Origin of the sequence: Mesorhizobium sp. M8A.F.Ca.ET.181.01.1.1, from assembly GCF_004792025.1 — a bacterium.
In the GTDB taxonomy this organism is placed as follows: Bacteria; Pseudomonadota; Alphaproteobacteria; order Rhizobiales; family Rhizobiaceae; genus Mesorhizobium.
The window spans coordinates 1,487,015-1,500,174 of record NZ_SRTV01000001.1 but is presented as its reverse complement, the minus strand read 5'-3'; the positions used below and the strand labels follow the sequence as shown (position 1 = coordinate 1,500,174).

General features: G+C 61.2%; 14 protein-coding genes. 1 reads left to right on the top strand and 13 read right to left on the bottom strand.

The annotated features are described in order from the left end of the window. Positions 1 to 218: 218 nt before the first annotated feature. The 10 genes from EN824_RS07405 to EN824_RS07360 are packed head-to-tail and all read right to left on the bottom strand — an operon-like array spanning position 219 to position 8,033. Complete coding sequence (locus EN824_RS07405) at positions 219 to 1,211, bottom strand: tail fiber domain-containing protein (RefSeq protein ID WP_135932050.1); 993 nt, start codon at positions 1,209 to 1,211, stop codon at positions 219 to 221. A gap of 1 nt (position 1,212) precedes the next feature. Continuing rightward, positions 1,213 to 1,674 carry a GNAT family N-acetyltransferase gene (locus EN824_RS07400; RefSeq protein WP_135918199.1) on the bottom strand — a complete coding sequence of 154 codons (462 nt, stop codon included), beginning with the start codon at positions 1,672 to 1,674 and terminating at the stop codon, positions 1,213 to 1,215. After that, on the bottom strand, positions 1,671 to 3,521 hold the full coding sequence (locus EN824_RS07395; RefSeq protein WP_135932049.1) for a hypothetical protein: 1,851 nt from the start codon (positions 3,519 to 3,521) through the stop codon (positions 1,671 to 1,673). The genes EN824_RS07400 and EN824_RS07395 overlap by 4 nt, the downstream gene beginning before the upstream one ends. Beyond that, positions 3,518 to 4,222 carry a hypothetical protein gene (locus EN824_RS07390; protein WP_135932048.1) on the bottom strand — a complete coding sequence of 235 codons (705 nt, stop codon included), beginning with the start codon at positions 4,220 to 4,222 and terminating at the stop codon, positions 3,518 to 3,520. The genes EN824_RS07395 and EN824_RS07390 overlap by 4 nt, the downstream gene beginning before the upstream one ends. Next, a complete protein-coding gene (locus EN824_RS07385; protein ID WP_135932047.1) occupies positions 4,222 to 4,884 on the bottom strand; it encodes a hypothetical protein in 663 nt (220 codons plus the stop codon). The genes EN824_RS07390 and EN824_RS07385 overlap by 1 nt, the downstream gene beginning before the upstream one ends. A gap of 29 nt (positions 4,885 to 4,913) precedes the next feature. Next, on the bottom strand, positions 4,914 to 5,132 hold the full coding sequence (locus EN824_RS07380) for a hypothetical protein (protein WP_135918195.1): 219 nt from the start codon (positions 5,130 to 5,132) through the stop codon (positions 4,914 to 4,916). Positions 5,133 to 5,188: 56 nt separating this feature from the next. Continuing rightward, positions 5,189 to 5,680 (bottom strand): hypothetical protein, encoded by a 492-nt coding sequence (locus tag EN824_RS07375; RefSeq protein WP_135918194.1) that lies wholly within the window; start codon positions 5,678 to 5,680, stop codon positions 5,189 to 5,191. 12 nt (positions 5,681 to 5,692) lie between these two features. Next, positions 5,693 to 6,676: a phage major capsid protein gene (locus EN824_RS07370; protein WP_135932046.1), complete on the bottom strand. Its 984-nt coding sequence runs from the start codon at positions 6,674 to 6,676 to the stop codon at positions 5,693 to 5,695. A gap of 5 nt (positions 6,677 to 6,681) precedes the next feature. Beyond that, a complete protein-coding gene (locus EN824_RS07365; protein WP_135932045.1) occupies positions 6,682 to 7,803 on the bottom strand; it encodes a hypothetical protein in 1,122 nt (373 codons plus the stop codon). After that, positions 7,800 to 8,033, bottom strand: coding sequence for a hypothetical protein (locus EN824_RS07360; RefSeq protein WP_245520955.1), 234 nt, complete (start codon positions 8,031 to 8,033; stop codon positions 7,800 to 7,802). The genes EN824_RS07365 and EN824_RS07360 overlap by 4 nt, the downstream gene beginning before the upstream one ends. Positions 8,034 to 8,227: 194 nt before the next feature. Between EN824_RS07360 and EN824_RS07355 the strand changes: the two genes are divergently transcribed. Further along, positions 8,228 to 9,040 (top strand): hypothetical protein, encoded by an 813-nt coding sequence (locus tag EN824_RS07355; RefSeq protein ID WP_135932043.1) that lies wholly within the window; start codon positions 8,228 to 8,230, stop codon positions 9,038 to 9,040. A gap of 5 nt (positions 9,041 to 9,045) precedes the next feature. On the opposite strand, the gene EN824_RS35115 is transcribed toward EN824_RS07355, so the two are convergent. The 3 genes from EN824_RS35115 to EN824_RS07340 are packed head-to-tail and all read right to left on the bottom strand — an operon-like array spanning position 9,046 to position 13,148. Continuing rightward, complete coding sequence (locus EN824_RS35115) at positions 9,046 to 10,374, bottom strand: hypothetical protein (RefSeq protein WP_189522130.1); 1,329 nt, start codon at positions 10,372 to 10,374, stop codon at positions 9,046 to 9,048. A gap of 3 nt (positions 10,375 to 10,377) precedes the next feature. Further along, on the bottom strand, positions 10,378 to 10,698 hold the full coding sequence (locus tag EN824_RS07345; protein ID WP_245520954.1) for a hypothetical protein: 321 nt from the start codon (positions 10,696 to 10,698) through the stop codon (positions 10,378 to 10,380). A 35-nt stretch (positions 10,699 to 10,733) separates the two neighbouring features. Continuing rightward, positions 10,734 to 13,148 carry a hypothetical protein gene (locus tag EN824_RS07340; protein ID WP_135932132.1) on the bottom strand — a complete coding sequence of 805 codons (2,415 nt, stop codon included), beginning with the start codon at positions 13,146 to 13,148 and terminating at the stop codon, positions 10,734 to 10,736. Positions 13,149 to 13,160 lie beyond the last annotated feature (12 nt).

The window sequence follows — 13,160 nt, the reverse complement described above, 5'->3', positions numbered from 1 at the left end:
CACGGTGTCGCCGCCCTTGCGCCAGTCTGCTTCCGCTTTGTTGGCCCTGCCGTTGGCCAGGCGATAGCCCAGAGCCTCGCCGATGGCGGAAAGGCCCTGCCCGACAGTCTTCGGCGCCACAGGCCCGCGCAAGGCGTCGGCGATGGCGCGAAGGCGCGCGAGTTCTTCCGGCGTCTGGACGCCAGTGTCCCCGCCGAAGATGAAACCCGGTTGTGCGGTCATGCGAAGGCCCTCCCATAGTCGACGGCATCGAAGCCGTTGACGGTCGACACGGCATAGGGCCGATAGGCTCGCACCTCGTCAGCCATGACACCGACTTGTTCACCACCGCCCCAGAGATATTCGAACACGTACTTCGTCAGTCCGTTCGCGAAGGTGCCGATCGCTCGGATGTTCTTCTTCAGCCGGCGATCCGAAAACTTGATCAGGTTCGCGCCCAGACCGAAAAGACCGCCCATCAGATCGCTGCTGCTGCTCGCGTCCTGCTGCCACTTCTGGAGCTGCTGGTTGTAGTTGGTGTTTATCAGTCCCGCCGTGTCGGTGGTCGGAATGGTCGGCATGTTCGCGTTGACGAAATTCGGCTGGCTGACCTGTGAGCCCGACAGCAGCGCCGTCAGGTTGTTGATCGGTGCCGAGTTCTGCGCCAAGGCCTCCTGCACCGCCTGACCGCGACCGGAGAGCAGCAGCGAGTTATAGGCGTCGTTCTCGCCCTGGTTCTCGATGTTCTGCGCCTGCGCATAGTTGTCCGAGCCGGGGCGAATGCCGCGGTTGATCAGGTCCGCCTCATTGGCCTGCCGGCGAGCATCGAGTGCCGGCTGAAGCCGCTTCATGCCGAGATCCATCAACCTGGCTTCGGTGGCGTCGTTCGACAGGTCGACCGGCTTGGCAAGGAAGTCGTTCAGGAAGGCGGATTGCGAGTTGGCCAGCTTGCTCAGGTTCAGCTTGGCCTGGTCCGTCTGGCCCTGGATCGCTTGCCCGGCGTCCGACAGGGTCTGTGTCGCGGTGTAGGTCGGGATGTCGTAGGATTTGCCCGTGTAGGGGTCATTCCACTTGTAGGAGCCGGATTGCGAATAGCTCAGGTTGCCGTTCGGCGTGACCTGATTGACGTTGCCAAGGTTCGCATTGGCAATCGCGGTGCCTACGTTCGTCGAGGTCGACGCGGCAGAAGTCTCTTTCGGGTCCGGCGGTTCCGGGGCGGAAGGTGCGCACATTTCAGGGCTCCTGCAGGAAATATGTCATTGCGATTGCCGACCGCTTGAACCCGACGCGCTCACACATCTTGGCGACGCGGAGGTCAGTTGCGATGGTGACGTGCGCTCGCTGACACCCGCGCGCTTTGAGTTCGGCCAGGATATGCTTTGTGAAGCGGCGGCCGATGCCGTTCCTATGGTCGGGGCGGATATAGATCGTGTCTTCCATCCCGATCAGTTCGGAATTGTGCATGTCTTCGGTGAACCAGATAAAGGCGTAGCCGATCGCCTCGCCTTCCGTCCTGACCACGAAGCAGAGCAAATGCGGTGCGCTGGCGTAGACGTTCACGCGCGGCTTGAAGTCGCCGATCCGCATACCCTCCGCCGCCATGCGCGCCTGCATCTCGCCATAGTGGGTCCGGCAAAGCGGCTCGAGTTCGGGCCAGGCCTCGCTGAATTTCTCGATGGCGATGGCATAGCTCACACGACCACCCCGCCAGTTTCAAAGGTCGCGTCGAGCTGCACATACTCGACGTCGGGGCGCTGGTTGAGGAACCCGGTGACTTGCAACTGCGGCTGCATCACGTAGCCGGTCTTGCCGATCGAAATCCACTGGCCGCCGCTGACTGTCGCCTCCGGTGCAGCCTGGTCCCACTTCGCGACGTCCCACAGTCCCGAATCCCACAGGTCGGCAGTGCCGCCGTCGGCAGCATCGGGCGCCGTCGGCAGTTCGACGCGGTAGTTGACGGAAAACGAGATTTTCGGCGTGAACGGCGTTGAACTGAGAAACGTCGGGCGCGCCTGGTGCACGGTCTTCAACCGGCCAAGCGTCTTCATGTGATCGGGGTTGCCGACATAGGTGTAGTAGATCGGCAGTCCGTTATCGTTGCCGTTGATCTCGGCTTCGAAGACCACGCCGTCATTGGTGCCGAAGAACAGGCGGCTGTCATGCAGTTCGAGGCAGCGCGTGGCCCAGCCGACGAACTTGCACCATGCACCGGTTTCGAGGTTGACGACGAACGACCATGCGTCTTGCCCGGCCGCCGTGACCGGCAGCGAGACGATGGCGTAATTCATATCGGGCCATTTGATGATTTCCCAAGGCAGGGAGATGCGCGCTGCGGCCTCTCGCTTCCAATCCGGCTCGATGTTGCGCGAGACCGCAGCCAGCGACAGGGCCGCTGCATCCTTGTTGATGGCGGCCGAGATCGGAACCAGGCCTTCCTTGGTCGCCACGATCAAATCGCCGCCCGCGCGCATCGTGCCGCGCTTGCCCATCGGGGCCGTGAGGTCATAGCGGCCGACAAGGTTCCATTCGGCCTGTGTCGAGCCGGCAGGGTTGCTGCCTTCGAAAATCGCGGCTTCGCCCTCCGTAGTGACGAACACGCACTTGTCGTCAATGCCATCGCCGGCATCGAGCGACCACGTGGCGCCGAACAGCAGTGAGCCGCCGCGCTGGAAGATGCCGGAAAGGTTGAGCGAGCCAAGCGCGCCGGTGACGCTGTCAACGTTGAGGTAGCGGGCGCGCATGGTGCCGCCCTCGATGAAGAACAGTCGATTCCTGTAGAGCCAGACATGAGACAAGGCCGAAGTCGCGACGCCGGTGATTGCGGCCGAAACCTGGACCACGCCGCCGGGAATGTTCGCCAGCGCTGATCCACCGCCCGCCCCGGTGATAGTTTCGTTGTCGACGAACGTGCCGGTAATCGTTTGGATCATCAGCGAACCAGTCGTACCGTTGTCGACGTTCTTGACCACAGTCGCGGTCGCGCCGCTGGTGCCGCCGGTAACGACCTGGCCGGTGATGAAGTTGACCGTTTGCGCGTCGAAATTGAGTCGGTACGTCGGCAGGCCATTGACCGCCGTCCAATCGAACGTCGTGCTGTAGAGCTGCAGAAAATCGGTGCCGTTGACCGCGACGACAAACGAGCCGCCCGACGTGGTGAAATTCACATAGGAATAGTACCCCGATGTCTGGCCGGACACGGAAGCAGCCGGCGGCGTGATCGGATCGGCCGGCGAGGTAACATCGCGGATGGAATTGATGTCGCAGGCCCAAATCTTCTTGGTGCCGCCGGCATTGTAGGTGATGAGGCTTTCCACAGGGTTGGCTGAAATTGTAGCGCGCTTGACCGACCCGCCGCGCATGATGATGCCGGTCGAGGTCGGGAGGAAGTTTTCAAGGGTCTGCGCGGTGAACGGCTGGGACTTCACCAGGCTCTTGTTGGTGACCCAGCCGCCGACCGGCGCGCCAAAGGTGTAGGGCTGCGCCACGGCCCGCGCGGGGGCTGGGACGGCCTTGCGGCGGCCGGGAAAGCGTTCGTACCTCACGCTGCACCTGTGACCGTGCCAGGCCATGCGGTGCCTTTGCCGCGCCAACTGGCGGGCGCCCGGCCCGAGACAACCGGCTTGGAGCCGGCGTCATCGTCCATGCAGCGCAGGAGCTGGTCCTGATAGTCGTCGAGCGCCTGCTCGTAGGCCAAGCCCTTGTTCTCTTTCCAACGGTAGATGATCGCCTTCTTCAGCAGATCCTCTGAAAGTCGGAAGCTGTCGGCATCCTCGCTGAACTGCGCCTTTTTCGAAGCGTCGCCGGCCGCAACAAGCAAGTTCGACACATAGAAGAACCGGACCGTTTCGGATGCCGCCATCACGGGCCAGATGTGGAACTGGTCGCCGAAGATGATCCAGTAGCCGTTCACCGTGGCGATCGGTGTCACCTGAAGCTCAAGCCATTCGTCGGTGCTGGTAAGGTGTGTGGTAGCCCACAGCCAACGCGACGACCACAGCGACGATGTTTTCTGCATCCGGCGATAGTCGGACGGCATGTCGAACGCATCCGACACGCCGTTACCGGTGAACGTCATCGGGATCAGCAGCTTTTGCCAGTCATGCGCCCTGGCGATTTCCAGGGCCATGACGTTGGCCAGTTCCTGCATCTCGACCATCTCTCGACCGGTCGCGCCATAGACTAGCGTCGGCACGTCCATGCCGAGCACTGTCGCGGCGCCTTTGACCACGTCGAGAATGGTCATTAGGCGGCTTCCTTGGCCTTGCCCTTCGGCTTGGTCAGTTCCTCGATCATCGCTTCCATCGCCGCCTGGCGCTCGACCAGCTCGGCAATCGTCGCATCCTTCGCGGCCTCGCGCTCGGCGGCCTTCGCAGCGTCCGAGTTGGCAAGGAACAGGCCGGCCTGCTTGCGCAGATCGCGCATGTTCGGGAGCCGCACGCGGTCAAGGTTGCCGTCGGTGAGGTCGCGGACTTCCTCAACCGTGCGAATGCCGGCCGTGCGCAGCACTTCCGCCTGATCGGGCGTGACGCCGGACCATGCGGCAAGCGCCGTGCCGTTGATCGGGATTTCGCGCCCGTTCTTGAAGGCCTCATAAGCCGGCTCGATCTGCATCCAGCGCGCCGTCATGAAACGGAGCTTTTCGCCGTCCTGGTCCTCGCCCATCAGCGACGGGTCGGGAATGAGATGGCGAACGCGGTCGGTCGTGCGCGTGTTGAGCGGCGAGTGCGATGGCGAATAGGTCACCCAATCCTCGGGCTGAAGCTCAAGAATGCGCCGGACGCTGGCGTCGAGCTTGTAGCCCTTGAGGTCGCATTTCTCCGTCACCGGGTCGCCTTTGACCGGCAGCTTTTCGTAACTGGTCTTGAAGCCAATCACGCGGATCATCGGGGTTTCGTTTTCGGCCATCTTGTTCGCTCCTGGCGGGGCAGCGCCCCTTAGCTGTTGAGAATTTCGAGAAGGTCGGGGAACTCGCCGAGCAAGGCCGCGACCTCGTCTTCGGCGAACTCGCCGGCTCGGATGAGTTCGGCCGCCAGTCGGTGTTCACCGCCGCGCCAATGCATACGGAAGCGGGCAAAAGCATCGCCTTCCGGGACGACCGGGACAGGTTCAAGCGACAACGATGCCGTGTCGATCGATGCGATTTCGTCGGGCATGGTTTTTCTCCATGGTATGAGGAAGCGGGCGAGGCTTTTCACCCCGCCCGTCATGCTCAGTGCGGGAATGCGCACATGATGATCTTGGCCGAGGCCAGGATGCAGTAGGCGCAGACGGTTTCGGTGACAGCGGCAGCAACCTTCAGCGTGCCATCGGTCGTGACGGACAGGGCAAGAGCCTGACCGGACGCGCCGGACACCAGAGCGGTGTTGAGCGTGGCCGGCCCCTTGACCTGGATCCAGCCATACTCGCCATTGCCTGGCGCGCCAGCGAGAACACCGGCGCCGTTCGCGGCAGTATCCGAAACATCCGACGTGACTTCATTCCAGACGCCGGTGGAGGTGCCGCCGGGAGCGTAGAAGCCCACGACGTTGTTGGCGACGGCGGCAATCGCGCCAGCGCCCTGGTTGTACTTCACGAAGCGATACGACTTGCTGTCATACGATTCGTAAAGGTCGCCGACCTTCGGAGCCTTGCCGGAGTTCGCTCCGGTGAGCTGCGCGGCGCTGTACGTCTGGGTGACGTCGATACCGACAAAAGAGGTCATTTTCTTCGCTCCTTAAGCCACGTCGAACAGCACGCCCTGAAGCGAGCGGTTCGAGCAGACGAGATTGCCCATCCAGTAGAAGGGGATGACGACAGCGTCCTGGTTGACGGGCTTCTTCTCGTCGTCCTGCGTCCACTGCGCCTCTTTGTGCTGGTCGACGTAGAGGTAGTCGGAGTTGAGGAAATAGCCCTTCTCGGCCGTCGTTGTGAAATTCGTGTTGTCGTCGAAAATCACGTCGGCGGTTTTGTACTTGAGGCCGATGAAACCCGATTGGGCCATGTCGGCATCCATGTACCGCTGAAGCTGCTGTTCGCCGGTCTCGTAGAGCGAATAGAAGTCGTGCGAGAACGTGATCAGGTCCGGCTTGTCGGCGCCACGGTTCAGCGTGAGCCACATCGCATTCATGTCGGACTTGAAGGTCGCAGCGTTGACCGCCGAAGGCGACGCGGCAAGGTTGGTGCCGGTGGCCTCGCGGAACTTGTTGCGCCAAAACGTCCACGTGCCGGCGTCGATGCCGCCGACGATGCCCTGACCGTTGGACTGGAGAATGTTGGCCAAGCCGCCGATCTGGTTGGACAGCGAGCCATCCGAATAGAGATCGACAGAGAAGTTGTTGGCGGCGGTCTTGAGCGCGTTGTTCTTCTTGGTCTTCACCAGGTTGATCATCGCGAACTTGCCGGCGTTCATACGCAGTTCCTTGCCGCTCGACACGACATGCAGGGCGACCTGTGCCCAGTCGAATTTCGCGGAGGTGACGACGTCCGAGCCGTTGGTGTTCAGCGTGTCCAGACCAGCGTAGCGCTGGTAGGTGCTGTTTTCCGCGTACTCAAGCTGCACCTGAATTTCGGTGCCGCCGTCGAGGTTGCGGATCTTGTTCTTCTTCTTCAAACGGTTGAGGAAGGCGTTGTTCTTCGAAACGTTGTCCGCCACTTCCGTCGCGCTGTTGCGCAGGGTGGTGGACACCATTTCAGTGAAGGTGGTCGACGGACCAGCCATCGGATTTAACCTTTCTGATTGCGGTCAAAGACAGCGGCCAGTTCTTCATCTTCGGTGAGAACCCGAGCCTTGCCCGACGCTGTTGATGTGACGTTGACGGAATTGGCGCGCTTGGCCGCATCGACCTTTCCAGCGTCCCTCGGAGCGGCCGGTTTAGCGGCGGCTGCTTTGGCGCGGAGATCGGGATCGGCGTTCACTGCCATGTCATAGGCCAGGTTGAACACGGCCTCTTTCGAGGCGGTGGCTCCAAGCCGGTCCCATGCATCGTTGATGAAGTTGACCATCCGCTTTTCAGGAATTTCCGAGTAGAGCGGCTTGTCAGCTGACAAGCGGCCCAGCTCTTCATTAGCGGCGGTGATCCCGTCGCGCTCCTGAAGCCTCTGGTTTATGCGGTCGTCGATGTTCGCGGGGTTGTGGACCGATGCGAGCATGGTCTTCAACCCGGCGATTTCTTGCCGCAATTCGTTTTCGCCCTGTGGGACGGAATGACCGAAGGCTGCGGCGATTTTGTCGCGCACGCCGTAGCTGTCGATGATGGCCATGATGGATTCGACCGGTGCCCGGTCGAGGTTGGCCTGGGCGTTGAACAGGAAATCTATCGCCTTCGCCGGCGTGACCACCGTCCCATCGGCGAGCTTGCGGCCCTTCTGTGGGTCAAAGTAGTGAGAATGCCGATCGATGACTTCCTGGATGGGCTTGACGGTCGAAAGCTGCCGGCCGTGTTCGGACAGGCGGCCCTGTAGCTCCTGCTCACGCGCTGCGACAAAGGCGCGGATTTCTGCTGGCGTCTTTTCCCATGCGCCCTTGACAACATCGGCACCCTGAAGGCCCTTCCAGTTGTCAGGCAGGGGAACCGAACCGGCGCCAGGCGTCAGACCATCGCCGGCCGGTTCCCCGCCTTCACCGCCCTTCGGCGATACCGCGTCGGCTGCTTCGGACCTGTCGGCGCTGACGAACTTGCCGTTCTCGCGATCCGCTCCATTGTCGCGTTCGTTCTTGTTCCAGATCGCCTCCAACGCGGCGTCATCGGCCACTGTCGCTACAGCATTGCTGTTGGCCGCCGCGTCGGTGATAGCTCCGGCAGGCGGGGCGTTACTGGACAGGTTTTCTGCTACTGCAGCGCTCATCGAAATTCCTCTGACACCTGAAGGCCCCGCTTCTTGCAGAACTCGGGGTTGCGAAATTTGCCCTTGGTCGGTGACAGGCTGGGCTCGTACTCGACGCAGTTGTGTTTCTTCAGATCGTCCCGGCGCTGCGAACGCGACCCGATCAGTGCGCCGTCAACAGGCGAGCGGTATTCGGGAATGTCCGATATGACATTGGGCATGACGATTTGACCGGCGAACGGCTTTGCCATCGGAACACCGGTTTGACGATCGACGAAGATGCCATTGCGAAAAACGAAGCGAGCCATTGCCTGTCCCGATTTGAGGGCAAGGCGATGGTGCCGTGCGTCAGTGCGAAATTCTAAGCCGCTTGAAAATGAAGACTTGGCAGCCTCGACATCTGCTTTCGAGCCAAGCTAGATTGAGTGCACTACAGGGGGAGCGAATGCCAATCGACACCAAGGGTGACGTAAAACCAAAATTGACGCTTAATGAAATGAGCGTTCGGTTCGACGCCGTCGAACACAAAGTGAACCAGAACGAAACGCTATTTCAGTCTCTGCAAACCTCGATGAACTCGTTTTTTTCGAGGCTCAGCATCTTGGTGGCAGCGGGTGGATTGATTGCTACTGGCGGGGCTATTCAGCAGTCCAATCGGATCGATGAGCAAATTGCAAACGCAACAAAGAAAGTTGACGAGGCAATTGCAAAAACAAAGCCCCAGGAGATATATGCCACTTCCGTACTCAACCCGCTCGACGATACTGATATTATATACGCCGAGCCCGCTTTGTCATATCAGCTCTTTGACGGGAAGGTACCTCAATACAGCTTGATTCTATATTTCCGATTTCGAGTATCATTCTCCGGAACCGGAGCCAACCATATTGGCGCCTATCAAGTAAAGTTCGACAACAATTTTGTCGGCAATTTTTTTCAATCAAGGCGGAACGTCTACGGGGATTCCCTGATGACAGGACTAACGCTGACGACAGACAATTCGGCAATCGTTCCTGATGTGTACTATACGTACAGCTTCTCAGTCGATACAAAGGACAAGAGATGTGAGACAATAGAGAAAGAAACAAGCGATCTATTTGCCTTGCCGGAACTTGGATCCGTGGAGATTACGCCAATTTTCGATGTAGCTCCGTTGAAATCAGCAACGCGGAAGTTTCGAATCAAGGCGAGAGACAGCTATCGTTCGTTTGACTGCTCCGACGTCGCAGCCGCTTTGAAGGCGGCGACCCCGCCGTGATTGGATCAAGACGCCAGAAGCAGCATCAGAGCGGCGCCTTCATCCTGCTCTGCTTCAAGGATCGCCAACTGCTCCAGCCGGTCTAGGAGCTCGGCAAGCCTGGCGTTTGCGGTGACCGCCGCCAGCCGGCGCGCTTCGGCGGCGATTTCTTCGTTATTCTTGCCGGCGATGGCCCGCGCTAGCGTTCGGCTGAAGGGTCGCGGCTCCGCTACCTTTGCAGCCTGCATCACCTCGTTCGCGGTGCGAACCTTGAACGTCTTGAGGTCGACAGGCCGGCCCTTCTCATCGACATAGATGATCGGCTTGCGATATCCGCCGCCGCCCGGCTGCATGGGCTGTGGAGGCAGCTGCACTGTCCCTATGATGGATGCCGTGTACGCGCCTGACAGCGTGGCGGCGAGCGTGCCGGTGATGTCGGGCGCGCCGCCGGGAGTATAGGTGATGACGATGATGCCTTGGGCGCCAGCGCCGCCGACGGCCTCGCTTGTGTCGGTGCTTCCACCGCCACCGCCGCCGTATTTGCCACCTACACCAGCAACCGATGTACCCGGATTGCCAGTTGCCAGCCCACCGCCACCGCCTCCGGCACCGTGCGTTGCGTCCCACTCGGCTCCGGCGCCACCGGCTCCCCCGGTCAATACGGCGTTGGTGTTGTACGTACCACCGCCGCCGCCGCCAGCAGTGCCCGCGCCACCATTTTGACTGCCAACAGTGCCGCCCGCGCCAGAGCCTGCGCTGCTTGAATTACTGCCGCCTGCACCGCCGTTGGTCGAAGTACCAGAGGAGCCGGTTGTGCCACCCCCCGAACCACCACCGCCCGAGCCAGCTTGCCCCGACGATGCAGATGGCGAACCGCCGTTAGCGCCACTACCGTTCGGCCCAGCCGCGCCTCCACCTCCGCCGCCCGGTCCGCTGATACGAGTACCGCCATTACCGCCTGAGTTCTTGGTTGACCCGATACCGCTGGCGGCGGCTCCGCCTAGAGCAGCATTCCCTAGGTTGTCGGAAACGCCACCAGCGCCGCCCTTTGCGCCAACAGTGGCTGAGGCATAGACAGCGTTGCCGAACCATGTGTCTCCGCCCGCGCCGCCGTTGCCAGCAAATCGCGGGCCGCCTGCACCCCCAGCACCGACGTTTACCGCGATGCCTGCGCCGGGCGTCAAAGTGACGTTGACTACTTTTGAATAACCGCCACCGCCACCGCCATTGTTGTAAGAGCCGCCACCGCCGCCGCCGCCAATAACCTCAATGCTGTTGTTCGCATTGTTCCAGTCGCTCGGAACGGTCCATGTCCCGGCGCCGGTCATGGTCAGGAAGATGACAGTCGCGGCCATCGGTCAGGGATGCGTGATGGTTGCGCTGGTCAGGATGACGTTCTGAGCTGTTGCAATCGTTGTGCTGCTCAAAACGACGTCGGTTGCAGCCGTGCCGACCGTCAGCCCCGTAATCTTGGCCGTCCCGCCTGAATTCTTGATCTGGGCTTTCGCAGCCGTGCCCGCCGCGCCTGCCGATGCCGTGCTGGCGTCAAATGCCAAGGTCCATACCGACCCGACGACATTGCCGCCCGAGGCTGATAGGCCAAACGAAACCAATAGAACATCGGCGGCGTCGAGGATTTCAAGCGTGCCGTCGGCGACTGCATCGCGAATAGCGGTCATCACCGCCGTCTTGACGGTTGTCGCAAGTATGACGCTCATTGCATCACCGTCTGGACGCCAATGGGCTTGCCGGCCTTGTCCTTGATGATCTTCTTCGGCGCGGTGATCGCTGAGATGACAGCGCCGATCGTGGCCTGGTTAGATTGGACGATGGCGCTCACCAGGGCCTGCATCTCCTTCGCCGACTGCTCGCGCGCCGCCGCCATCTCGGCCATGATCAGTTGGAACTGCTGCTGGTTCATCTGGTTCTGACCCTCAACACTGTAGTCGGGCGGGAAGCCCGCACCCACCAGCGCCTGCTTGAAGTTGGCGGTGTGATCCTGCTGCTTGGAATGCAGATCGAACGACTTTTCCTTCATGGTCATGTCGTGCTGCTCGCGGGCAAACTGCATATTTTGCGCGGCCTGATCGCCTTTGATCTTCGCGTCAGCAGCTTTTGCCGCCGTATCCGCCTCTCGCGCCTTTGCGTCCGCTTCCGCTTTTTGTTGTTCGGGGTTTGGTGGCGGAGGCTTATCGGCCGCTTCCTTGGCTTCGGTCACCATCTTCTCAAGCGTGTCCTCAACCGACTTGCCGAGGTTGAACAGCCGCGAGTTCGCCGCAAAGATTTCGACGGCGACCTCTTTCGACAGAGCGCCCTGCTGCACCAGCGGACCGACTGCCGCCCAATAGGCGCCGGCCGCCTGCATGAATTCGGCCGTTTCGGATTTCTGCCTGGTCAGGTCCGCCTTGATGGTCGAATCGCTCTCGACGTCGACCCGGTAGGACATGGCAAGGGGCTGGCTCAGAAGCCGCTGGATATCGGCGAGCTTCGCCAGCTTGGCCTGGCGCGCCTTCTCCGCCTCCTGAGCGGCCTGCATGGCTTGCTGTAGCTGCTTCTGCTGCTCGGGCGGTATCTGCGCGCCTTGGGGCGGTGCTGGCGGCGGTGTGACCGGCTGCAGATCCTGTTGCGCGGGGATGATCTGCACCCCGGTCATCTGCTGAAGCGTCTCGTGCGTAAACTTCGAGGGGATGATTTCGGACATCATGACGAACAGGTCGCGCGCGCTGCGCTCCATCATCCGCTGCATCTTCTGGATGCGCAGAGAGCCCCATTGGCTCTTGATCTGCTGTGCACCCAGGGTCTCCTGCGCCTTGCTCGCGCCTCGCACGATGTCGGAAATGCCGGTGATTTCGTAGATGGCCTGCTTCGTCTGGTCGCGGGACGCGTACAGCTCGCGGAGCACGAGGATGAACTTCTCGACCGGCCAGAACGCCACCGCGCCCTGAAGACCGCCATTCGCTGCCCAGATGTCAGCATTGGCGATCGGTACGAAGTCGTCGTCATCGGCGTCGACCATGGCTTTGATGTCGCCGGCATCGCCGGGATACCAGCCCTTCACGCGCATCTTGTTCGTGATGAGGTTGATGCGCTTGGTGGTCAGGTCGAGTTCGTCGGCGAGCTTTCTGTAGATCGCGAACGGATTGACCGGCATCAGCCGGCCGGTGACCTCGATTGGCTGCACCGGCGTTGCAATGCAGAAGAAGTTGGTCAGCCCCAGCGGGTCATCGACCTTCTTCAGAATGACGCCGTTGTCCTCGATGAAAATGACCTTGCGGCTGCTCTTGTCCCAGATTTCCCAGCCGGTCAGGTCATCGTCGCTTTCACCGCGGGCTTTTTTCTCGACGTCATCGGTCTGTGTGCTGATCAGGCCGGCATCGAATACCGAGCCCTCGTCTTCGCGCTGCACTATGAACCGGAATGCGTCCCACGGCCTGGCTGCCCAGCGCTTGGCCGGTCCGTGCCTATAGTCGCGCCAGCTTACCGCCTCGAACTCGATGCACTCGTTTGCGAGGCGTTCGCTTGTCGAGCCGTCCGCAGCAGATGCGCCAGATGGTGCTGAATATTCGTCCCCGCTTTCAACATCGTCGCCAGCCGTCGCAGTGCGAACAGTTGTTCCACCGTCGGCGCTGGCGCTCGCCTGCTCAAGTTCGGCATTGGTCGCTTCATCCTTCACGATGTCGCTCTTGAAGCGAAGGCGCACGATGCCACGACCGGCCAGGAACCCGTCTTGCGCCTGTGCCTCCAGTTCGACCTGAAGCTTCGAATCGTCGACTTGCTTGCGAATGGCCCGCTCGATGATCTCGGCGACGTCGGCAGCGGCCGGGTCTTCATCGGCGAAGCGGCGGCGAATGTCCGGCGCTGGCGGGCTGTTGATGATCGCCGGCACGATGGTTTCGGTGTTGGCGAAAAGGATGTTGAAATCGTAGGTGCCGCCGAGCGCGGTCGACGACGTCAGGTCTTGCGACCGGGCCTCGCCGGTGTAGGCCTTCACGGCCTTTTCGGCGTCGTCCATCCAGTCTTTTTCGAGCTTGCCGGCTGCCTCGACACGCGCCAGCCATATCGCGCCCTCCTTGCGAAGGGTCTCGCCCTCTTTCTGCTGATCGGCAGTCCGCGCGTCTTTCTTGGCCATGGCGGGGAGAAT